The organism is Streptomyces sp. NPDC001851, assembly GCF_040297165.1.
Taxonomy (GTDB): Bacteria; Actinomycetota; Actinomycetes; order Streptomycetales; family Streptomycetaceae; genus Streptomyces.
Window position 1 is genome coordinate 67,757 of the sequence record NZ_JBEOYR010000016.1, and the last position, 22,037, is coordinate 89,793.

16 protein-coding genes and 1 pseudogene are annotated in these 22,037 nt (G+C 72.6%); 9 read left to right on the forward strand and 8 right to left on the reverse strand.

All coding sequences use genetic code 11. From position 1 onward, the window contains the following. Positions 1-22 precede the first annotated feature (22 nt). Together ABT171_RS23955 and ABT171_RS23960 are read right to left on the reverse strand one after the other, a co-directional pair. Entirely contained in the window at positions 23-634 is a 612-nt protein-coding gene (locus ABT171_RS23955; protein WP_351246974.1) for a TetR/AcrR family transcriptional regulator, read from the reverse strand. 26 nt (positions 635-660) lie between these two features. Continuing rightward, positions 661-1,446: an SDR family oxidoreductase gene (locus ABT171_RS23960; protein WP_351246976.1), complete on the reverse strand. Its 786-nt coding sequence runs from the start codon at positions 1,444-1,446 to the stop codon at positions 661-663. Between the two features lie 60 nt (positions 1,447-1,506). Between ABT171_RS23960 and ABT171_RS23965 the strand changes: the two genes are divergently transcribed. Then, entirely contained in the window at positions 1,507-2,646 is a 1,140-nt protein-coding gene (locus ABT171_RS23965) for an acyl-CoA dehydrogenase family protein (RefSeq protein ID WP_351246978.1), read from the forward strand. Then, a complete protein-coding gene (locus ABT171_RS23970) occupies positions 2,646-3,599 on the forward strand; it encodes an acyl-CoA dehydrogenase family protein (protein WP_351246980.1) in 954 nt (317 codons plus the stop codon). The genes ABT171_RS23965 and ABT171_RS23970 overlap by 1 nt, the downstream gene beginning before the upstream one ends. 7 nt (positions 3,600-3,606) lie before the next feature. Here the strand turns inward: ABT171_RS23970 and ABT171_RS23975 are convergent, their stop codons facing one another. The 4 genes from ABT171_RS23975 to ABT171_RS23990 all read right to left on the reverse strand — a co-directional run bounded on the left by ABT171_RS23975 (position 3,607) and on the right by ABT171_RS23990 (position 11,719). Beyond that, positions 3,607-4,362, reverse strand: a complete 756-nt coding sequence (locus ABT171_RS23975) for a vWA domain-containing protein (RefSeq protein ID WP_351246982.1) — start codon at positions 4,360-4,362, stop codon at positions 3,607-3,609. 163 nt (positions 4,363-4,525) lie between these two features. Then, positions 4,526-5,989: a glutamate synthase subunit beta gene (locus tag ABT171_RS23980; protein ID WP_351246984.1), complete on the reverse strand. Its 1,464-nt coding sequence runs from the start codon at positions 5,987-5,989 to the stop codon at positions 4,526-4,528. Further along, complete coding sequence (gene gltB, locus ABT171_RS23985) at positions 5,982-10,577, reverse strand: glutamate synthase large subunit (protein ID WP_351247217.1); 4,596 nt, start codon at positions 10,575-10,577, stop codon at positions 5,982-5,984. Before gltB ends, ABT171_RS23980 begins: the two co-directional genes overlap by 8 nt. A 410-nt stretch (positions 10,578-10,987) precedes the next feature. After that, a complete protein-coding gene (locus tag ABT171_RS23990; protein WP_351246986.1) occupies positions 10,988-11,719 on the reverse strand; it encodes a VIT1/CCC1 transporter family protein in 732 nt (243 codons plus the stop codon). A 270-nt stretch (positions 11,720-11,989) separates the two neighbouring features. On the opposite strand from ABT171_RS23990, the pseudogene ABT171_RS23995 reads away from it, so the two are divergent. The 7 genes and pseudogenes from ABT171_RS23995 to ABT171_RS24025 all read left to right on the forward strand — a co-directional run. Continuing rightward, a pseudogene (locus tag ABT171_RS23995) lies at positions 11,990-13,018 on the forward strand (ADP-ribosylglycohydrolase family protein); the annotation flags it as partial. A 449-nt stretch (positions 13,019-13,467) separates the two neighbouring features. Beyond that, complete coding sequence (locus ABT171_RS24000) at positions 13,468-14,586, forward strand: ADP-ribosylglycohydrolase family protein (protein WP_351246990.1); 1,119 nt, start codon at positions 13,468-13,470, stop codon at positions 14,584-14,586. A gap of 8 nt (positions 14,587-14,594) precedes the next feature. Then, positions 14,595-15,827: an ADP-ribosylglycohydrolase family protein gene (locus ABT171_RS24005; protein ID WP_351246992.1), complete on the forward strand. Its 1,233-nt coding sequence runs from the start codon at positions 14,595-14,597 to the stop codon at positions 15,825-15,827. Next, complete coding sequence (locus ABT171_RS24010) at positions 15,815-17,179, forward strand: ADP-ribosylglycohydrolase family protein (protein WP_351246994.1); 1,365 nt, start codon at positions 15,815-15,817, stop codon at positions 17,177-17,179. The genes ABT171_RS24005 and ABT171_RS24010 overlap by 13 nt, the downstream gene beginning before the upstream one ends. Continuing rightward, the gene (gene rbsK, locus ABT171_RS24015; RefSeq protein ID WP_351246996.1) at positions 17,176-18,069 is read left to right on the forward strand and encodes a ribokinase; all 894 of its coding nucleotides are present in this window, start codon (positions 17,176-17,178) and stop codon (positions 18,067-18,069) included. Before ABT171_RS24010 ends, rbsK begins: the two co-directional genes overlap by 4 nt. After that, a complete protein-coding gene (locus ABT171_RS24020) occupies positions 18,066-19,277 on the forward strand; it encodes a CaiB/BaiF CoA transferase family protein (protein ID WP_351246998.1) in 1,212 nt (403 codons plus the stop codon). The genes rbsK and ABT171_RS24020 overlap by 4 nt, the downstream gene beginning before the upstream one ends. Continuing rightward, positions 19,274-20,086 carry an HpcH/HpaI aldolase/citrate lyase family protein gene (locus ABT171_RS24025; protein WP_351247000.1) on the forward strand — a complete coding sequence of 271 codons (813 nt, stop codon included), beginning with the start codon at positions 19,274-19,276 and terminating at the stop codon, positions 20,084-20,086. The genes ABT171_RS24020 and ABT171_RS24025 overlap by 4 nt, the downstream gene beginning before the upstream one ends. A 67-nt stretch (positions 20,087-20,153) precedes the next feature. Here ABT171_RS24025 and lgt read toward each other — a convergent pair whose 3' ends face one another. Beyond that, positions 20,154-21,101 (reverse strand): prolipoprotein diacylglyceryl transferase, encoded by a 948-nt coding sequence (lgt, locus tag ABT171_RS24030; RefSeq protein ID WP_351247002.1) that lies wholly within the window; start codon positions 21,099-21,101, stop codon positions 20,154-20,156. A gap of 103 nt (positions 21,102-21,204) precedes the next feature. After that, positions 21,205-21,978: a DsbA family protein gene (locus ABT171_RS24035; protein WP_351247004.1), complete on the reverse strand. Its 774-nt coding sequence runs from the start codon at positions 21,976-21,978 to the stop codon at positions 21,205-21,207. Positions 21,979-22,037 lie beyond the last annotated feature (59 nt).

Consider the following 22,037-nt stretch of genomic DNA (forward strand, 5'->3'; position numbering starts at 1 on the left):
AAGGGGCGTGATGCGAACGGTGTCACTCGCGTACGGCGATCCCGTCCAGCACCATCGACAGGTACTGGCGGGCGATCTCCTCGGGGCTGTGCTGTCCGCCGGGCCGGTACCACGAGGCGGCGACCCACACGGTGTCGCGTACGAACCGGTAGGTGAGGCGGACGTCGAGGTCGGCGCGGAAGGCGTGCTCGGCGACCCCGCGTTCCAGCGTGCTGAGCCAGGCCTTCTCGAACCTCCGCTGGGACTCGGCGAGGAACGCGAACCGGTCCTGGGCGGCGAGTTGCCTGCTCTCCTTCTGGTAGATCGCGACGGCCGCGCGGTGCCGGTCGATCTCCCGGAAGGACTCGGTGACGAGCGCCTCCAGGGTCTCGCGGGGCCCGAGCCCTGCGGCGAGGACGGCGTCGTAGCCGTCCCAGAGCTCGTCGAGGAAGGTGCGCAGGATCTCCTCAAGCATCGACTCCTTGGAGTCGAAGTGGTAGTACAGGCTGCCCGCGAGCATCCCGGCGTGGTCGGCGATCCTGCGGACGGTGGTGGCGTTGTAGCCGTGCTCGGCGAAGACCTCGGCAGCGGTGCTGAGGAGTTCACCGCGCCGGGCCGCTGCCGCGGTCACCTGGGGCTTCTTCTTGGTCGGCACGCACCCATTGTGGTCCGTCCCGGTCGTCAGGGGTGCTGGCTGCTGACGGCGACGACCTCGCCGGTCAGATAGGAGGAGTAGCCGGAGGCCAGGAAGACGATCACGTTGGCCACCTCCCAGGGTTCGGCGTACCGTCCGAAGGCCTCCCGTTCGGTCAGTTCCCGCAGCAGTTCGGGCGAGGTGACCTTCGCCAGGTGCGGGTGCATGGCGAGGCTCGGGGCCACCGCGTTGACCCGCACGCCGTACGCGGCGGCCTCGATCGCCGCGCAGCGGGTCAGGGCCATCACCCCGGCCTTGGCGGCGGCGTAGTGCGCCTGACCGGCCTGGGCGCGCCAGCCGACGACGGAGGCGTTGTTGACGATGACCCCGCCGCCGGTCTCCCGCATCGCCCGCAGGGCGGCGCGGGTGCACCGGAAGGTGCCGTTCAGGGTGACGTCCAGCACCCGGGACCACTGCTCGTCGGTCATGTCGACGAGTTCCGACGTGCCGCCCAGTCCCGCGTTGTTGACGACGACGTCCAGCTTTCCGTGCTCGGCCACGGCCGCCGCGAACAGGGCCCGCACCTGACCCTCGTCGGTCACATCGCACGGCACGGCGGTCACCCGGGCCGGGAACTCGCGGCCCAGTTCGGCCTCGTGCTCCTTCAGCCGGCGCGTGTGGGCGTCGCTGATCAGCACACGCGCACCCTCCTCCAGGAAGCGGCGCGCGGTCGCTCCGCCGATGCCGGCGCCGGCCGCCGCGGTGATGACGGCGGTGCGGCCCCTGAGCAGTCCGTGCCCGGGCACATAGGCCGGGCTCTCGACGCCTGTCATAGGGCCACGCTAACCTACCAAACACTTGTTAGGGAAGCTGTCGGAAGGGAGGCGGCGGCGGTGGATCTGTCCCATTCCGAGGCCGACGAGGAGTTCCGCGCCGAGGCCAGGGGCTGGCTGGAGGAGCATGTGCCGCGTACCCAGCTGCCGTCCCTGGAGACGGCGGAGGGCTTCGCGGCGCACCGCGCGTGGGAGGCGCGACTAGCCGCGGACCGCTGGTCGGTGGTGTCCTGGCCGGAGCGGTACGGCGGCCGGGACGCGGGGCTGCTGCGGTGGCTGGTGTTCGAGGAGGAGTACTGGGCGGCGGGCGCGCCGGGCCGGGTCGGCCAGAACGGCATCAGCCTGCTCGCCCCGACGCTCTTCGACCACGGCACGGAGGAGCAACGCGCGCGCGTGCTGCCCCCGATGGCCACCGGCGAGGTGGTCTGGGCGCAGGCCTGGTCCGAGCCGGAGGCGGGTTCCGACCTGGCCTCGCTGACCTCCAGGGCGCTGCGGACGGACGGCGGCTGGCTGCTCAGCGGGCAGAAGACCTGGTCCTCGCGGGCGGCCTTCGCCGACCGGGCCTTCGGCCTGTTCCGCAGCGACCCGGACACCCCGAAACCCCATCAGGGGCTCACGTACCTGATGTTCGACCTGCGCGCACCGGGTGTCACGGTCCGCCCGATCGGCCGCCTGGACGGCAGGCCGGCCTTCGCCGAGCTGTTCCTGGACGAGGTGTTCGTGCCGGACGAGGACGTCATCGGGAAGCCCGGCCAGGGCTGGCGGATCGCCATGTCCACGGCGGGCAACGAACGCGGGCTGACGCTGCGCTCACCGGGCCGCTTCCTCGCCTCGGCGCACCGGCTGACCGAGCTGTGGCGGGCGCGCGGCTGCCCGGAGCACGCCCGCGCCGGGGTGGCCGACGCCCTGATCGGCGCCCGCGCCTACCAGCTGTTCACCTACGCCGCCGCCTCCCGCTTCCTGGAGGGCGCGGAACTCGGCCCCGAGTCCAGCATGAACAAGGTCTTCTGGTCCGAACTGGACCTCGCGCTGCACGAGACGGCCCTCGATCTGCTGGGCCCGGAAGGCGAGCCGGCGGACACGGACTGGTCCGAGGGGTACGTCTTCTCGCTCGCCGGTCCGCTCTACGCGGGCACCAACGAGATCCAGCGCGACATCATCGCCGAGCGACTGCTCGGCATGCCGAAGGGACGCCGCTGATGCGCTTCCTCCTCGACGCCGAGCAGCGTGCCTTCGCCGGCTCCCTGCGCGCGATGCTGTCGGCCGCGGACACCCCGGCGGTGATCCGGGAGTGGAGCCGCGGCGACCATGCGAGCGGGCTCGCACTGTGGTCGCGGATCGCCGGGGCGGGCGTGTTCGGCCTCGCGGTGCCGGAGGAGTACGGCGGGCTGGGGCCGCGTCCGGTGGAATTGGCGGTTGCTTTCGTGGAGTTGGGCCGGCATGCGGTGCCCGGCCCGCTCGCGGAGACGGTCGGGGCTGCCGTCCTCCTCGGGGAGCCCCCGCTGGCGAAGCGCTTCCTGCCCGCGCTCGCGGACGGCACGGAGCCGGCGACGGTGGCGGCGCCCGGCGGATACGCCGTCGACGGCGACGCGGCCGCGCTGTGTCTGTCCCCGGCCCCGAACGGCCTGTACTTGTGCACGCCGGCCCCCGGTCAGGTGCGCCGTTCTCTGGACCCCGCCCGCAGGCTGACCCCGCTCGCCCCCGGCGGTGAACTCCTCACCCGGGCCGCGCCGTACGACCGGGCGCTCACCTGGATCCGGCTGGCCACCGCCGCCCAGGCCCTCGGCGTCGGCCTCGCCCTGCTCGACCGGACCGTCGCGTACGTGCGGCAGCGTACCCAGTTCGGGGTGTCCGTCGGCTCCTTCCAGGCAGTCAAGCACCGCCTGGCCGACGCGAAGACCGCCCTGGAGTTCGCCCGTCCCCTGCTCTTCGGCGCGGCGGCGTCCCTGCGTCCGGCGGAGGTGGCCGCGGCCAAGCTGACGGCGTGCGAGGCGGCGTACCGAACGGCCCGAGCGGCACTGCAGCTGCACGGCGCGATCGGGTACACGGCGGAGTACGACCTGTCCCTGTGGCTGACCAAGGCGCGGGCACTGCGCTCGGCGTGGGGGACGCCTCATGAGTGCCGGGACCTGGTGCTGACGGAGGGGCTCTAGTGGGCGGTCAGCAGGCGGATCGACGCCGGGGCATGACTCGGTCCGGCGCTACGACGCCCGCCGCGCGTGCCGCCGACAGCCACCTCGGGAACTCGCCGGCGAGCCGGTCGTACAGCTCGGCGTCGGAGAGCCGCCGTGGGTCCGCGCCCGCGTGGAAGAAGCCGGCGTTGTCCACGATCCGCTTGCCGGGCACCGCCAGTTCGTCCAGCTTCCGCAGGAACTCGAACTGCCGGCTGCCCGGGTCGCCGAAGCCGACGAACTGCCAGAACAGCGGGAGCTTCGCCGCCTTGCACAGGTAGCGCTCGGCGGCGAGCTTGTTGACCGGACCGCCGTCGGTCTGGAAGACGACCAGGGCGGGCGCGGTCGCGCCGCTGTCCAGGTAGTGGTCGATGACGGCGTCCATCGCCAGGTGGTAGCTGGTCTTGCCCATGTGGCCGAGCCCGGCCACGATCCGCTCGATGCGGCCCTGGTGTCCGGCGAGGGCGATGTCGGTGACCGCGTCGACGTCCGTGGAGAAGAACACGACGGGCACCCGGCCGTCGTCGTCCAGGTGCGCGGACAGTGCCAGCACCCGGTCGGCGAGCGCCTGCACACTGCCGTCCTGGTAGTACGGCCTCATCGAGCCCGAGTAGTCGACCACGAGGTAGACGGCCGCCCGCAGCCCGTCCAGGCCGTGCTTGCGCAGGGACACCCCCGCCGACCGGTAGGCGCCGACCAGCGCGGGCGCGGTCTCCTCCACTTTGCGCAGACTGAGCGCGGCCACGGTCTCCCCCTCGGCTGTCAGAGGCCCGAGCGTACCCGCACGCCCAGGAAGCGACGACGCCTGCCCAGTCGTCCGGTCGGGGACAGGCGGGCAGGCGCCGTTCATGTTCCGTACGCCTTTGTACGGGACGTCTAGGAGGGACCCGGGGTCCGTTGTGTGCGCGTCAGACCGCCAGGGCGCGGTCCGTCGGGCGGATCGGGGCCGGCAGGTCGCTGGCACCGGTCAGGAACCGGTCGACACCGCGGGCGGCCGAGCGGCCCTCCGCGATCGCCCACACGATGAGGGACTGTCCGCGGCCGGCGTCACCGGCGACGAACACACCCGGCACGTTGGTCTGGAAGTCGGCGTCGCGGGCGATGTTACCGCGTTCGTCGAGGTCCAGACCAAACTGCTCCACCAGGCCGTTCTCGCGGTCGGTGCCCGTGAAGCCCATCGCCAGCGTCACCAGCTGGGCCGGGATCTTGCGCTCGGTGCCCGGCTTGGAGGTCAGCTTGCCGTCCACGAACTCCACTTCGGCGAGGTGCAGCCACTGCACGTTGCCGTCCTCGTCGCCCTCGAAGTGGGTGGTGGAGGCGGAGTAGATCCGCTCGCCGCCCTCCTCGTGGGCCGAGGTGACCTTGTAGAGGACCGGGAAGGTCGGCCAGGGCTGGTTGGTCGGGTGCCGCTCGTCGTTCGGGCGGGGCATGATCTCCAGCTGGGTGACGGAGGCCGCGCCCTGGCGGTGGGCGGTACCCACGCAGTCCGCGCCGGTGTCACCGCCGCCGATGACGACGACGTGCTTGCCCTCGGCCGAGATCGGCGAGCTGACGTAGTCGCCCTCCTGGACCTTGTTGGCCAGCGGCAGGTACTCCATCGCCTGGTAGATGCCCTTGAGCTCGCGGCCGGGGACGGGCAGGTCACGGGCGGTGGTCGCGCCGGCGGCGATGACGATCGCGTCGTACCGCTTCTTCAGGTCGCGCGCGTTGATGTCGCGGCCGATCTCCACCCCTGTCCGGAAGCGGGTGCCCTCCGCGCGCATCTGCTCGATACGGCGGTTGATGTGCCGCTTCTCCATCTTGAACTCGGGGATGCCGTACCGGAGGAGGCCTCCGACGCGGTCCGCGCGCTCGTAGACGGCGACCGTGTGACCGGCCCGGGTCAGCTGCTGGGCGGCGGCGAGACCCGCCGGGCCCGAGCCGATGACCGCGACCGTCTTGCCGGACAGGCGCTCCGGGATCCGCGGGGCGACGTCCCCGGTCTCCCACGCCTTGTCGATGATCGAGACCTCGACGTTCTTGATGGTGACCGGCAGCTGGTTGATGCCGAGCACGCACGCCGACTCGCACGGGGCCGGGCACAGGCGGCCGGTGAACTCCGGGAAGTTGTTGGTCGCGTGCAGCCGCTCCTGGGCGGCGGCCCAGTCCTCGCGGTAGGCGTAGTCGTTCCACTCGGGGATCAGGTTCCCCAGCGGACAGCCGTTGTGGCAGAACGGGATGCCGCAGTCCATGCACCGGCTGGCCTGCTTGCTGATGATCGGCAGCAGGGAGCCGGGGACGTAGACCTCGTTCCAGTCCTTGACGCGCTCACCGACGGGACGGGTCTTGGCGACCTCGCGGCCGTGGTTCAGGAAGCCCTTCGGGTCAGCCATTGATCGCCGCCTCCATCATCTTCTCGGTGATCTCGGTCTCGGTCAGACCGGCTCGCTCGGCGGCGTCCTTGGCGGCGAGCACTGCCTTGTACGTGCTGGGGATGATCTTGCTGAACCGCTCCACGGCCGCGTCCCAGTCGGCGAGCAGCTTCTCGGCGACCGTCGAGCCGGTCTCCTCGGCGTGGCGGCGCACCACGTCGTGCAGCCACTGCTTGTCCGCCTCGTCCAGCGCCTCGACCGAGTCGGCGTTGCCGGCGTTGACGTTGTCGCGGTCGAGGTCGATGACGTAGGCGATACCGCCGGACATGCCCGCCGCGAAGTTGCGGCCGGTCGGGCCGAGGACGACCGCGCGACCGCCGGTCATGTACTCGCAGCCGTGGTCGCCCACGCCCTCGGAGACGACCAGCGCGCCGGAGTTGCGGACGCAGAACCGCTCACCGGTACGGCCGCGCAGGAACAGCTCGCCGCCGGTGGCGCCGTAGCCGATGGTGTTGCCCGCGATGACCGAGTACTCGGCGAGGTGGTCGGCGGCCCGGTCCGGGCGGACGATGACGCGGCCCCCGGAGAGGCCCTTGCCGACGTAGTCGTTGGCGTCGCCCTCCAGGCGCAGCGTGACACCGCGCGGCAGGAACGCGCCGAAGGACTGGCCGGCCGAACCGGTGAAGGTGATGTCGATGGTGTCGTCGGGCAGGCCCGCACCGCCGAACTTCTTCGTCACCTCGTGGCCGAGCATGGTGCCGACCGTGCGGTTGATGTTGCGGATGGCGACCTGGGCGCGTACCGGCTGCGCCTCGGTGGCGTCCGAAGCGGCCAGGGCGTCGGCGGCCAGCTTGATCAGCTCGTTGTCCAGGGCCTTCTCCAGGCCGTGGTCCTGGGCGATCAGCTGGTGGCGGACGGCGCCCTCGGGCAGGTCCGGCACGTGGAACAGCGGCTTCAGGTCCAGGCCCTGCGCCTTCCAGTGGTCCACCGCGCGCTCGACGTCCAGCACCTCGGCGTGGCCGACGGCCTCCTCGATGGAGCGGAAGCCCAGCTCGGCCAGCAGCTCGCGGACCTCCTCGGCGATGAACCGGAAGAAGTTCACCACGTACTCGGCCTTGCCGGCGAAGCGGTCGCGCAGGGTCGGGTTCTGGGTGGCGATGCCGACCGGGCAGGTGTCCAGGTGGCAGACACGCATCATCACGCAGCCGGAGACGACGAGCGGAGCGGTCGCGAAACCGAACTCCTCGGCGCCGAGCAGCGCGGCGATGACGACGTCACGGCCGGTCTTCAGCTGACCGTCGGTCTGGACGACGATGCGGTCGCGCAGGCCGTTGAGCAGCAGCGTCTGCTGGGTCTCGGCGAGGCCGAGCTCCCAGGGTCCACCGGCGTGCTTCAGGGAGGTCAGCGGAGAGGCACCCGTACCGCCGTCGTGGCCGGAGATGAGCACCACGTCCGCGTGCGCCTTGGAGACACCCGCGGCGACCGTGCCGACACCGACCTCCGAGACCAGCTTGACGTGAATCCGCGCCTGCGGGTTCGCGTTCTTCAGGTCGTGGATCAGCTGGGCCAGGTCCTCGATGGAGTAGATGTCGTGGTGCGGCGGCGGCGAGATCAGGCCGACACCCGGCGTCGAGTGACGCGTCTTCGCGACCCACGGGTAGACCTTGTGGCCGGGCAGCTGGCCGCCCTCGCCGGGCTTGGCGCCCTGGGCCATCTTGATCTGGATGTCGTCCGCGTTGACCAGGTACTCGGAGGTCACGCCGAAGCGGCCGGAGGCGACCTGCTTGATGGCGGACCGGCGGGCCGGGTCGTACAGGCGCTCCGGGTCCTCGCCGCCCTCACCGGTGTTGGACTTGCCGCCCAGCTGGTTCATGGCGATGGCGAGGGTCTCGTGCGCCTCCTTGGAGATGGAGCCGTACGACATCGCGCCCGTCGAGAACCGCTTGACGATCTCGCTGACCGGCTCGACCTCGTCGACCGGGATCGGCCGGCGGTCCGACTTGAAGCCGAACAGGCCGCGCAGCGTCATCAGGCGCTCGGACTGCTCGTTCACGCGGGACGTGTACTTCTTGAAGATGTCGTAGCGGCCGGTGCGCGTGGAGTGCTGGAGGCGGAAGACCGTGTCCGGGTCGAACAGGTGCGGCTCGCCCTCGCGGCGCCACTGGTACTCGCCGCCGATCTCCAGCGCGCGGTGCGCGGGAGCGATACCGGAGGCCGGGTAGGCCTTGGCGTGGCGGGCGGCGACCTCCTCGGCGATGACGTCGATGCCGACGCCGCCGATCTTGGTGGCGGTGCCGTTGAAGTACTTCTCGACGAAGGCCTCGTCCAGGCCGACGGCCTCGAAGACCTGGGCGCCGCGGTAGGAGGCGACGGTGGAGATGCCCATCTTCGACATGACCTTCAGGACGCCCTTGCCGAGGGCGTAGATCAGGTTCTTGATGGCCTTCTCCGGCTCCAGGCCGCTCAGGAAGGTGCCGGCGCGCAGCAGGTCCTCGACCGACTCCATCGCCAGGTACGGGTTGACGGCGGCGGCGCCGTAGCCGATCAGCAGGGCGATGTGGTGGACCTCGCGGACGTCACCGGCCTCGACCAGCAGGCCGACGTGGGTGCGCTGCTTGGTGCGGATGAGGTGGTGGTGGACGGCCGCGGTGAGCAGCAGCGACGGGATCGGCGCGTGCTCGGCGTCCGAGTGCCGGTCGGACAGGACGATCAGGCGGGCGCCGTTCTCGATGGCGGCGTCGGCCTCGGCGCAGATCTCCTCGATCCGCGCGGCGAGCGCGTCACCGCCACCGCTCACCCGGTACAGGCCGGACAGGGTCGCGGCCTTGAAGCCGGGCATGTCGCCGTCGGCGTTGATGTGGATGAGCTTGGCCAGCTCGTCGTTGTCGATCACCGGGAAGGGCAGGGTGACCGAGCGGCAGGAGGCGGCCGTCGGGTCCAGCAGGTTGCCCTCCGGGCCCAGCGAGGAGCGCAGGGAGGTGACCAGTTCCTCGCGGATCGCGTCCAGCGGCGGGTTGGTGACCTGCGCGAACAGCTGGGTGAAGTAGTCGAAGAGCAGCCGGGGGCGCGCGGACAGGGCCGCGATCGGCGAGTCCGTACCCATGGAACCGATCGGCTCGGCGCCGGTGCGGGCCATCGGGGCCAGGATGACGCGCAGCTCCTCCTCGGTGTAGCCGAAGGTCTGCTGGCGGCGGGTGACCGAGGCGTGGGTGTGGACGATGTGCTCGCGCTCGGGCAGGTCGCCCAGCTCGATCTCACCGGCCTCCAGCCACTCGGCGTACGGCTTCTCGGTGGCGAGGGACGCCTTGATCTCGTCGTCCTCGATGATGCGGTGCTCGGCGGTGTCGACGAGGAACATCCTGCCGGGCTGCAGCCGGCCCTTGCGGACGACCTTGGCCGGGTCGATGTCGAGGACGCCGACCTCGGAGCCGAGGACGACGAGGCCGTCGTCGGTGACCCAGTAGCGGCCGGGGCGCAGGCCGTTGCGGTCGAGCACGGCGCCGACCTGGGTGCCGTCGGTGAAGGTGACGCAGGCGGGGCCGTCCCAGGGCTCCATCATCGTGGAGTGGAACTGGTAGAAGGCGCGCCGGGCCGGGTCCATGGAGTCGTGGTTCTCCCACGCCTCCGGGATCATCATCAGCACGGAGTGCGGCAGCGAACGGCCGCCGAGGTGCAGCAGCTCCAGGACCTCGTCGAAGGAGGCGGAGTCGGAGGCGTCCGGCGTACAGACCGGGAAGATCCGGTCCAGCTTCTCCTGGGGGCCGAACAGGTCGGAGACCAGCTGCGACTCGCGGGCGCGCATCCAGTTGCGGTTGCCCTTGACGGTGTTGATCTCACCGTTGTGCGCGACGAAGCGGTACGGGTGCGCGAGCGGCCAGGACGGGAAGGTGTTCGTGGAGAACCGCGAGTGCACCAGTGCGATGGCCGACGCGAACCGGCGGTCGGACAGGTCCGGGAAGAAGGGCTCCAGCTGGCCGGTGGTCAGCATGCCCTTGTACACGATCGTGCGTGCCGAGAGGGACGGGAAGTAGACACCGGCCTCGCGCTCGGCGCGCTTGCGCAGCACGAACGCCTTGCGGTCCAGCGCGATGCCCTCGCTGGCGCCGTCGGCGACGAAGATCTGCCGGAAGACCGGCATGGTGGAGCGGGCGGTGGCGCCCAGCAGCTCCGGGGCGACCGGGACCGCACGCCAGCCGAGGACGGTGAGGCCCTCCTCGCCCGCGATCGTCTCGATCTGCGAGACGGCGTCAGCGGTCCCGTCCTCCGGCAGGAAGGCGGTGCCTACGGCATAGGAGCCCGCCGCGGGAAGGCTGAATCCGGCCACCTCGCGGAAGAAGGCGTCAGGCACCTGGGAGAGGATGCCCGCGCCGTCGCCCGAGTCGGGCTCGGAGCCGGTGGCACCGCGGTGCTCCAGGTTGCGCAGCACGGTGAGCGCCTGCTCGACCAGCGTGTGGGAGGCCTCGCCGGTGAGGGTGGCGACGAAACCGACGCCACAGGCGTCGTGTTCGTTGCGGGGGTCGTACATACCCTGCGCAGCAGGGCGAGCATCCATGAACGACCAGTTCTGGCCATTCGCGGAGTGCTGGGACGGCTGGCGCGGCGTACGCATCGGCTCTCCCGTCGTCGTCATGAGGCATGTGGCAAGTGCCGAGGGACGACGTTGGCCCTCTGCGTGGAGTGCAAAATTTCGTGCAGGTTACATGATGGGGTGGTACCCGGGAAGCGGATACTCCGTTCCAACATGCGGACGCCACAGGGTCCGTGGCAACGGTGCCGCACGGTCCGCGGCGGGTGCCGCGCAGGGCGGCGGCAGGCATACAGGGAGACCGTCGCGACAAGATCGGTCGGATCGGCGTCCGACGGCCCGAGGAGGCGGGGGGAGCGGCTTCTTCGCTCTCCCCACAGGGGTGCGGCAGGCGTCATTGCCTGCAGCGCTTACGGCTCATGCCCGGTGGTCACGCATCTGAAACCAGCGAGTAACGGCTATTTATACGGCCCAACGTATAAGTACCGGCGCCGCTATCCTACGGCCGTACCGAACAGGCTGCCCAGGGCGTACGTCACACCGGCCGCGGCACCGCCCAGCGCGAGCTGCCGGAGGCCGCTGTACCACCAGGAGCGCGCGGTCACCTTGGCCACCACGGCGCCGCAGCCGAAGAGACCGGCGAGGGCGAGCAGCACGGCGGGCCACAGCGCGGTCGCGCCGAGCAGGAACGGCAACACGGGCAGCAGTGCGCCCAGGGCGAAGGATCCGAACGAAGAGACGGCGGCGACCAGCGGCGAGGGCAGGTCACCGGGGTCGATGCCCAGCTCTTCCCGGGCGTGGATCTCCAGGGCCTGCTCGGGATCCTCGGACAGCTGGCGCGCGACCTCCCGGGCCAGGTCGGGCTCCACACCCCGGGCGACGTACAGCGCGGCGAGCTCGTCCTGCTCGTCCTGCGGGTGCTTGCGCAGCTCACGGCGCTCGACATCCAGCTCGGCCTCGACCAGCTCCCGCTGCGAGGCGACCGAGGTGTACTCGCCGGCCGCCATGGAGAAGGCGCCGGCGGCGAGCCCGGCGAGGCCGGTGATGACTATGGTCTGATGACTCACGGACCCGCCGGCGACGCCCGTCATCAGGGCGAGGTTGGAGACGAGGCCGTCCATCGCACCGAAGACCGCGGGGCGCAGCCAGCCGCCGTTGACGTCGCGATGCGTGTGGTTGTCGCGGTGCGCCTCGTGCAGCGCGGCCTGCGTTTCGATGACGGCCATGGGGACCCCCGGATAGCTTAGCCAAAGCTAACTTTGGACGAGTTCTACTTTTCGACAACGCTGAACCTACGCCGAATTCCTCACTCCCGCCAGCAAGGAAAGGCTGGGCTAACCAGCACCTTTACCTGCGGCGCGGCGATTTCGCTCATCAGTGCATGAGGGTGCTCACATGCCGAGCGGGTGACTCCGGTCGTGCGGAGGCTCGCGCGGGCGCGCGCCGTGGGACACATCCGCAGAGGATCTTCGTGGTCCCGCTGAAGGAGGCCGCCCATGGCGTCGATCGCCTGCACTCCCCCGCTCCCGGCGCCCGACGGCGCCGCCGGACTGCGTGAGCGGGCCCGCGGCGCGCTGCTCGGCCTGGCCGTCGGAGACGCGCTGGGCGCACCCGCGGAGAACCTCAAGCCGTCCGAGATCCGCGCCCGCTGGGGCCGTATCACCGGGTATGTGGCGGAGCAGCCGTGCGGCACGGACGACACGGAGTACGCGATCTTCTCCGGGCTGCTGCTCGCCCGGCACGGCTCGGCGCTGACTCCGGCCCATGTGGAGGCGGCCTGGCACGAGTGGATCGCCGACCGGGCCGAGGGCCCCTTCCGGGGCGCGGGCTTCAGCGAGCGCGGCACCCTGGAGAACCTGCGCCGCGGCCTCGCGGCCCCGATCTCGGCCCAGCACCGGCATGCCTGGAGCGACGGGCTGGCGATGCGTGCGGCACCCTTCGGGGTCTTCGCGGCCGGCCGGCCCGCCGAAGCGGCCCGCCTGGTGGCGATCGACGGTTCGGTCAGCCATGAGGGCGAGGGCATCTACGGCGGCCAGGCGGTGGCGGCCGGGGTGGCGGCGGCGATGACCGGCGCGCCGGTTCCGGTGGTGATCGCCTCGGCCCTGGCGGTGATCCCCGAGGACTCCTGGACGGCGCGCTCCCTGCGCCGCGCGGTGGCCGTGTCCCACCGCGGCGAACGCGCGGTCCGCTGCGCGGTCGTCATCGGCGGCTACCCCTGGACCGACCTGGCCCCCGAGGCGGTCGCCCTCGCCTTCGGCGCGTACGCGGCGGCCGACGGCGACTTCGTGCAGGCCGTTCTGACCGCCGTCAACATGGGCCGGGACGCGGACACGACGGCGGCGGTGGCCGGCGCCCTGTCCGGCGCGACCCACGGCATCACGGCGATCCCACCCCACTGGGCCACCCCCATCGGCCCGGCCCGCGGCCACTGCCTCCCCTCCATGACCGGCCACCACATCCTGGACGTGGCAGAGCTGCTGGTACCGGTGGAGGGCGGCAAGTGGGGGCCGAGGGCGACGCTTCCGGGGTCGCTGCGGGAGGGGGCGGGGGGTGCTCATTCGGGGGCGCATCGGGAGGGGGCGAGGGCTGCTCACTCGGAGGTACTGCCCCAAGGAGCGGGGACAGTTCTCCCGAGCGCGCTCCCGGAAGGAACGAGAGCCGCTCCCCCGGCGGCACTTCCAGAAGGAACGGGAACCGCACCCCCGGGGGCGCTCCGGGAAAGGGCAGCAGCGGCCCTGCGGGGCTCCCCCACGGAGAGTGCGGGCGGCGCCCCCGCAGGCCCGCCTGCGCAGGAGACGGGGGCTGCCCCGCTGGGCCCGCTCCCCGCCTCCCTCCCGTCCGCAGCCGAGCCGGGCGGCTCACCCGGGACGGGCGCGCCCACCCCTCAGCCCGCCGGGTCGGGTGGCCGGAGGGATGAGCGGCGCCCCCTGGTCGGGGCGGGAAACTCCGGCACGCAGGACAGCGAGGGCCGGTCATGAGAGCGCGCCGTGTCGAGGGCCTCCTGCTCGGCCTGGCCGCAGGCGACGCCGCGGGCTGGCCGGCGGCCCGGCACCGGGCCGCCCGTATGCCCGAGTGGACCCGGCGGCTCACCCGCGAACTGGACACCTTCGCCGAGCAGAACGCCACCACCACCCTCCCCGTACCGATCGCCCTGAACCAGCCCCCCGAGCCCCTCCGCCTCGGCCCCTCCGACGACGCCGAGTGGGCGGCCTTCGCCGCCGAGGCGGTGCTGCGGGCCGGCGACGACGACGTCCTCGGCGACCTCAGCCGGGAGCGCCGTACCCGTGCCGCCATCGACCTGACCTGGACCGCCGTGGCCGCCGAGGTCGCCGCGGCGGCGGACCGCGCCCCCGAGGTCGAGTCCGCCGTACTGCCCCTGCGCGCCCGCATCTCGGTCCGGGCCGGCCTCGGCAACCTCGCCACCGGGCTGCGCCCGCCCGCCACCGGCCACGACAACCCGCACTACTTCGACGACGCCGCCTGCGTGCGTGCCTGCGTCCTCGCCGTCGCCCACCCCGGCGACCCCGAACGCGCCGCCGCCCTCGCCGAGTTCGACGCCCGCTACACCCAGGACGGCGACGGCGTGCACGGCGCCCGCGCCATGGCCGCCGCACTCGCACTCGCCCTCGCCGACGCCACGACGGACACCTGCGTGACCGCCGCGCTCGCCGAACTCCCCGCCGACACGGAGATCGGCCGCAACGCCCGCCACGCGCTCGCCCTCGCCGGGGACAGCGAGTCCGCCTTCGCCCTCGTCCCGCTCCTGGAGCACCAGATCGTCGACCACGTCTACAGCTACGGCATCGCCGCCGCCGAGACCGTCCCGGTGGCCCTCGCCCTGGCCACCGCCGCAGGCGGCCGTATCGCCGACGCCGTACCCGCCGCCGCCTGCCTGTCCCGGGTCGCCGACTCCGCCCCCGCCCTCGCCGGCGCCCTCACCGGAGCCCTCGGCGGCGGCGCGGCCATCCCGGAGACCTGGCGGGACGCCTGCCGCACCCTGTCCGGCTGCGCGCTGCCCCGCCTCGCCGGCACCGACCTGGTGGAACTCGCCGGACTCCTGGAAGCCGCGCAACCGGCCCGCCCGGAGGGATGATTCGGGGCATGACGCCCAAAGAGTCCAAAGGACTCGAAGAACCCGAAGAACTCGAAGAAGAAGAAAGCGGCCGGGCACCTGCGGACCCGTCCGTGCACGGCCTCGACGAACGGATCACCGGCGCCCTCGTCGGAGCCGCCGTCGGCGACGCCCTCGGCGGCCCGGTCGAGGGCTACTCCCCGGAGCAGATCGCCGAGCGCCACGGCGGCCGCGTCCACGGCATCGTCGGCCCCTGGCACGGCGACGCCTGGCGCACCGCCCGCCCCATCGCCCCGTACCACAAGGGCGACGGCCACGTCACCGACGACACCCTGATGACCCACGCGCTGATCCGGGTGTACGCCCGCGTCCGCGACCACCTCGACGCCTATGCGATCGCCGACCACCTGGTCCCGGACCTGATGACGAACCCGCGCTGGATCCCGGAACTGGAGACGGAGACCCTGCCCCTGCACCGCCTCTTCCTCGCCGAGAAGTGGCTCGTGACCCGGCTCGCCCACGGCCACGCCGACCCCCGCGAGGCGGGCGTCGGCAACATCGTCAACTGCGGCGCGGCGATGTACATGGCCCCCGTCGGCCTGGTGAACGCGGCCAACCCGGCCGCCGCCTACGCCGAGGCGCTCGACATCGCCGGCGCGCACCAGTCGTCGTACGGACGTGAGGCGGCCGGCGTCCTCGCCGCGGCCGTCGCCGCCGCCGCGACTCCGGGCGCGACCCCGGACTCGGTCGTCACCGCCTGTCTGTCCCTGGCGAAGGACGGCACCCGCGAGGCGATCGAGACGGTCTGCGAAGTGGCCCGTGGGTACACCGACTTCGAGTCGGCGCTACGGCCCCTGCGCGCGGCTGTCGCCCCGTACGACACCGTCGGCCCGGACTACCGCGCCCCCTCCCTCGCCGCCCGCCGCCCCTCCCGGTTGCACACGATCGAGGAACTGCCCGTCGCGCTGGGCATGGTGCTGGTGTCCGGCGGCGACTACCGGCACGCGGTCCTCGGCGCGGTCAACTACGGGCGCGACTGCGACTCGATCGCCACGATGGCCGGTGCCCTCGCGGGCGCCCTCGGCTCACCCGTCCCGGAGGACTGGGCGAAGGCGGTCGCCGAGGCCAGCCGCCTGGACCTGTGGGCGCCGGCCCGGACGCTCACCGAGGTCGCGCGGGAGGTCTTCGCCCGTGACGTACGGCGGCGCCGCGCCCATGAGCGGGCGTTCACGGCCCTCGGAGGAACCGCATGCTCCGACTGACCTGGGTCCAGCCGGAGGACCTGCTGGGCCACGAACTGAGCCAGGCCCGCCTGGACGGGCGGGAACCGTCGGCGATCGAGGCGCGCTGGCGGGCGGCGGGCGGCCCGGACGCGCCGCCGCGCGCGGGAGCGTCCGCCCCTCGCGCGTCCCGTTATCTGCGCCTCCTGGCGGAGGACTTGCTGGACGAACTGGCCGACCTGCCCAGTCGCCTGTCCGAGGACGAGCCGACAGACCTGCAACGCATCAAGTCCCTGTGCACGGACTGGCCGTCGTCCGAGGCAAGCGGCCCCGTCCCCGCCCCGGCCTCGCTGGAGGCCGCCTGGCTCGGCCGGGCCGTCGGCTGTCTCCTGGGCAAACCCGTCGAGAAGCTCCCCCTCGACGGCATCCGCGCCCTCGCCCGCGCGGCCGGCAACTGGCCGCTCAGCACCTACTTCACCGCCGTCGGCGTCCCGGAAGCCCTCCTCGCCGCATACCCCTGGAACCGCCGCTCGGCCGGAACCTCCCTCGCCGAGAACATCGACGGCATGCCCGAGGACGACGACCTCAACTACCCCCTCCTCAACCTGCTGCTCCTCCAGCGCCACGGAAAGAGCTTCCGCACCGGCGACGTGGCCCGGCTCTGGCTGGACGAGCTCCCGCCCGGCCGCACCTTCACCGCCGAACGCATCGCCTGCCGCAACCTCCTCTCCGGCATCGAACCCCCGCACACCGCCCGTCACCGCAACCCCTACCGGGAGTGGATCGGCGCCCTGATCCGCGCCGACGTGCACGGCTGGACCAACCCCGGCGACCCGGCCGCCGCCGCCGAACAGGCGCACCGCGACGCGGTCCTCACCCACACCGCCAACGGCGTCTACGCGGCGATGTTCACGGCCGCCGTCATCGCCGCCGCCGCGACCGGCACCCAGGACGTGCACACCTGTCTGCGCACCGGCCGGCGGGTGATCCCGCCCCGCTCCCGGCTCGCGCGGGCGATCGACCACGCCGTCGAACTGGCCGGGGCCCACGAGGACTTCGACGACATCGTGGACGAACTCCACGCCCGCTACTCCCCCGCCCACCACTGGGTGCACGCCGTCCCCAACACCGCCCTGCTCACCGCCGCCCTCACGCACGCGGACGGTGACTTCACCGGCTCCATCTGCCGTGCGGTGTCCGGCGGCCTGGACACCGACTCCAACGGCGCCACGGCCGGCAGCATCGCCGGACTGCTCGCGGGCGCGCCCGACGCCCTCCCCGACCGCTGGCGGGCCCCGCTGAAGAACCGGCTCGCCACCACCGTCGGCGACTTCGACGGCACCGGCTTCGACACCCTCGCCCACCTCACCCATCTGGAGGCGACCCGCTCATGACCCACATCGTCGTCCTCGGCAGCACCAACATGGACCTCGTCACCTATGTCACGAAGGCACCGCAGCGCGGCGAGACCGTGACGGGGCGCGAGTTCCACACCATCCCCGGCGGCAAGGGATCCAACCAGGCGATCGCCGCCGCCCGCGCCGGCGCCACCGTCTCGATGATCGGCGCGGTCGGCAACGACGCCTTCGGCCTGCGGCTGCGCGACACCCTGGAACACTCCGGCGTGGACACCGACTTCCTGCGCACGGTCGAGGGCCCGTCCGGCACCGCGCACATCGTGGTGGACGACGAGGGCGGCAACTCCATCGTCGTCATCCCCGGCGCGAACGGCACCGTCGACCACCTCTCCCCCGGCGACGAGGGCGTGATCGCCTCCGCCGACGCCCTGCTGCTGCAGCTGGAGATCCCGCTGGCCGCGGTCGTCGCGGGCGCCCAGGCGGCGCGCCGGCACGGGGTGCGTACGGTGCTCACCCCGTCGCCCGCCCAGCCGCTGCCGCCGGAACTCCTCGCCACCATCGACCTGTTGGTGCCCAACGAGTTCGAGGCGGTCACGCTCACCGGCCGCACCGACCCGCGCGATGCCGCCGCCGCCCTGCTGGACCTGGTGCCGGAGGTCGTCGTCACCCTCGGCGCGACCGGCAGCCTCTACCTGGCCCGGGGCACCGAGCCGCTGGTGATCCCGGCGCCGCGGGTGACCGCCGTCGACTCCACGGGCGCCGGCGACACCTTCGTCGGCACGCTCGCGGTGGCCCTCGCCGAGGAGAAGCCGGTGCGGGAGGCCCTGTCCTGGGCGGCGGCCGCCGCGGCGATCTCCGTCCAGCGTGCCGGGGCGTCGGCGTCGATGCCGTACCGCCCGGAGATCGACGCCCAGTGCACCGCATGAGTACGGCACACACGTATACGGCGGCACCGCCGCTGACCGGTCTGCGGGTGCTGGACCTGGCGACGCTGTTCGCGGGCCCGCTGGCCGCCACGCTGCTCGGTGACTTCGGCGCCGAGGTGATCAAGGTCGAGCATCCGGAGCGGCCGGACCCCTCCCGCGGGCACGGCCCGGCCAAGGACGGCATCGGGCTGTGGTGGAAGGTGCTCGGCCGCAACAAGCGGACCATCACCCTGGACCTGTCCACGCCCGGCGGGCGTGCCGTCCTGCTCCGGCTCGCCGCCACCGCCGACGTGGTGATCGAGAACTTCCGCCCGGGGACCCTGGAGAAGTGGGGGCTGGGCTGGGAGGAGCTGTCGGCCGCCGGCCCCCGGCTGGTCCTCGCCCGGGTGACGGCCTTCGGCCAGTACGGCCCGTACGCGCACCGCCCCGGCTTCGGCACGCTGGCCGAGGCGATGAGCGGCTTCGCCGCGCTCACCGGCGAGCCGGAGGCGCCGCCGACGCTCCCGCCGTTCGGGCTCGCGGACTCGATCGCGGCCCTGGCCACCGCCTACGCCGTGCTCACCGCGCTGGCCGCGCGGGAGCGCACCGGCGCCGGGCAGGTCGTCGACATGGCGATCATCGAGCCGATGCTGTCGGTCCTCGGCCCGCACCCCACCTGGTACGACCAGCTCGGTCATGTGCAGGAACGCACCGGCAACCGCTCCGCGAACAACGCCCCGCGCAACACCTACCGCACCGCCGACGGTCTCTGGGTCGCCGTCTCCACCTCCGCGCAGTCGGTCGCGGAGCGGGTGATGCGCCTGGTGGGCCGTCCGGAGCTGATCGAGGAACCGTGGTTCGCCACCGGCGCGGACCGCGCCGCGCACGCCGACGTCCTGGACGAGGCGGTCGGCTCCTGGATCGCCGCCCGCACCCGCACCGAGGTCCTCCGCGCCTTCGAGGAGGCCGAGGCCGCGGCGGCCCCGGTCCATGACGTACGGGACGTCCTGGCCGACCCCCAGTACCGGGCCCTGGACACGATCACCACGGTCCTCGACCCCGAGCTGGGCCCGCTGCGCATGCAGAACGTGCTCTTCCGGCTCTCCGCGACCCCCGGCGCGATCCGCTGGGCCGGCCGCCCGCACGGCGCCGACACCGAGGCCGTGCTCACCGAGCTGGGCCTCAGCCCCGCCGAGATCGCCGGCCTGCGCGCGGAGGGAGCCCTGTGACCCGGGCCCCGCTCACCTGGCTCTACGTCCCCGGTGACCGCCCGGCCGTGGTGACCAAGGCACTGGCCGCAGGCGCCGACGTGGTGGTGATCGACCTGGAGGACGCGGTCGCCCAGGACCGCAAGGAGTACGCCCGGGCGGCCACGGCCGAGCTGCTCACCGAGCCCCAGCCGGTCCCGGTGCACGTCCGCGTCAACGCCCTGGACAGCTCCTGGGCCACCGCCGACCTGGGCGCCCTGGCCGCGCTCCCCGGCCTGTCGGGTCTGCGGCTCCCGAAGGTGACCGCCCCGGCCCAGATCAGGCAGGCCGCCGCGGCCACTCCCGTACCCCTGTACGCCCTGCTGGAGTCGGCGCTCGGCATCGAGCACGCCTACGCCATCGCCACCGCGCACCCCGCCCTGCGGGGCATCGCCCTCGGCGAGGCGGACCTACGGGCCGACCTGGGTGTGAGGGCCGACGCGGGCCTCGACTGGCCGTGCTCCCGGGTGGTCGTCGCCGCCCGTGCCGCCGGTCTCGCCCCACCGCCCCAGTCGGTCCACCCCGACATCCGCGACCTGGACGGCCTCGCCGCGTCCTGCGCCCACGGCCGCGCCCTCGGCTTCCTGGGCCGCGCCGCGATCCACCCCCGGCAGCTGCCGGTGATCGAGCGGGCCTACCTGCCCACACCGGCGGAGACGGAGCACGCGGAGACGATCCTCAAGGCAGCGGCCGCGCAGGAGGGCGCCCAGGCCCTGCCCGACGGCCGCTTCATCGACGCGGCGGTGGTGGCCATGGCCCGGCGCACCCTGTCCCTGGCCCACCGGGGCTGACCCCGTCCGCACACGCCGAGGGCGCCCGGGAGAACTCCGGGCGCCCTCGGCGTCGTACGACCTGCGGTCAGCTCTTCTTCGTCGCCGACTCGGCGTCGTCCTCCGCCTCCGCGTCGGAAGGCCCGCCCTCGTCGTCCGCTTCGGCGGCTTCGGCGGCTTCGGCGGCGGCATCCGGCTCGTCACCGGCCGCCTCGGAAACGGCCTCGGGCTCCACCACGGCCTCCCTGCCCGGCCGCTTCTTCGCCGACACGACGAAGTACGTCACCGCGAGCAGGAACACGATCAGCGCGGTCCAGACGTTGAGGCGAACGCCCAGGATGTGGTGGGCGTCGTCGACGCGCATGTACTCGATCCAGCCGCGGCCCGCGCAGTACGCGGCGACGTACAGGGCGAACGCGCGGCCGTGGCCCAGCGTGAAGCGGCGGTCGGCCCAGATGACCAGCAGGCCCACGCCGATGCACCACAGGGACTCGTAGAGGAACGTCGGGTGGTAGTAGCCCGGCACCCGGCCGCCCTCGGAGGAGGTGATGTGCAGGGCCCATGGAACGTGGGTCTCATGGCCGTAGAGCTCCTGGTTGAACCAGTTGCCCCAGCGGCCGATGGCCTGCGCGAAGGCGATGCCGGGCGCGACGGCGTCGGCGTACGCCGGCATCGGGATGCCCCGGCGCCGTGCGCCGATCCACGCGCCGAGCGCGCCGAGCGCGATCGCGCCCCAGATGCCCAGACCGCCCTGCCACACCTTGAAGGCGTCCACCCAGTCACGGCCGTCGCTGAAGTACAGCTCGTAGTCCGTGATCACGTGGTACAGCCGGCCGCCGACCAGGCCGAACGGCACGGCCCAGACCGCGATGTCGGCGACGGTGCCGGCCCGCCCGCCGCGGGCGATCCAGCGTTTGTTGCCGAGCCAGACGGCCACGAAGACGCCGATGATGATGCAGAAGGCGTAGCCGCGCAGCGGGATGGGGCCGAGGTACAGCACCCCGCGCGACGGGCTGGGAATGTAGGAAAGTTCCATGGCAGGTCCGACGCTACCGTGCCGGGCCGTGGGGACCGCAAGCAGCCCGGCTACGGGTCCATAACGGGGGGTGAGAAAAACGGACGGGATCAGGGGGAGATCCTTACCCGCGGTCGGCCGCCTCCACCATCTGCTTGAGCTTGGCCGGGGTCATGGTCTGGTCCTGGTAGATGTTCTTCCCGCCCAGCAGGACCGTGGGCGTGCCGGTGAAGCCGCCGTTCTTGAACGCGTTCTGGGACTTGTTCACCCAGCTGTCGTGGGTGCCGTTCCTGACGCACTTCTGGAAGGCGGGGGTGTTCAGCCCGCCGACCTTTCCGGCCAGCCCGATCAGCTTGGTGTTGTCGGCGAAAGCGTCGACGGTCTCCTTGGGCTGGTTCGCGTACAGCACGTCGTGGTAGTCGCGGAACTTTCCGGTGTCCTGAGCACAGGCCGCGGCGTTGGCCGCGCGCAGGGAGCCGGTGCCGCCGAGGTTGCCGTCGATCAGCCGGACCAGGTGGTACTCGATTCTGAGCTTGCCGGAGTCGACCAGTTGGTGGAGCGTCGGGCGGTAGGCGATCTCGAAGGCCTGGCAGGCCGGGCAGCGCAGGTCCTCCCAGACGGTGAGCGTGGACTTGGCGCCGTCCTTGCCGACCGGGATCGCCAGGCTGTCCTTGCCCTGCGCGCCCGAGGGAGCCACGACCGGGCCCGCCTTCTCGCCCTTTTCCTTGCCGGCGTTCGCGGCGAGCACGCCGACCACCGCCGCGAGGCCCAGGACGCAGACGATGCTCGCGCCCACGATGAGCGTGCGCCGCCGCTTGTCCGCGGCCTTCTGCTTCTCGCGCTCGACCGCCAGCCGCTCCCGGGCGGTGCGCTTTCCGTCACGGTTCTTCTCACTCACACCCCCAGAACGAACCGGGGAGGCGCTGCGCGCCTCCCCGGTCCCAGGTCCACTCGTTC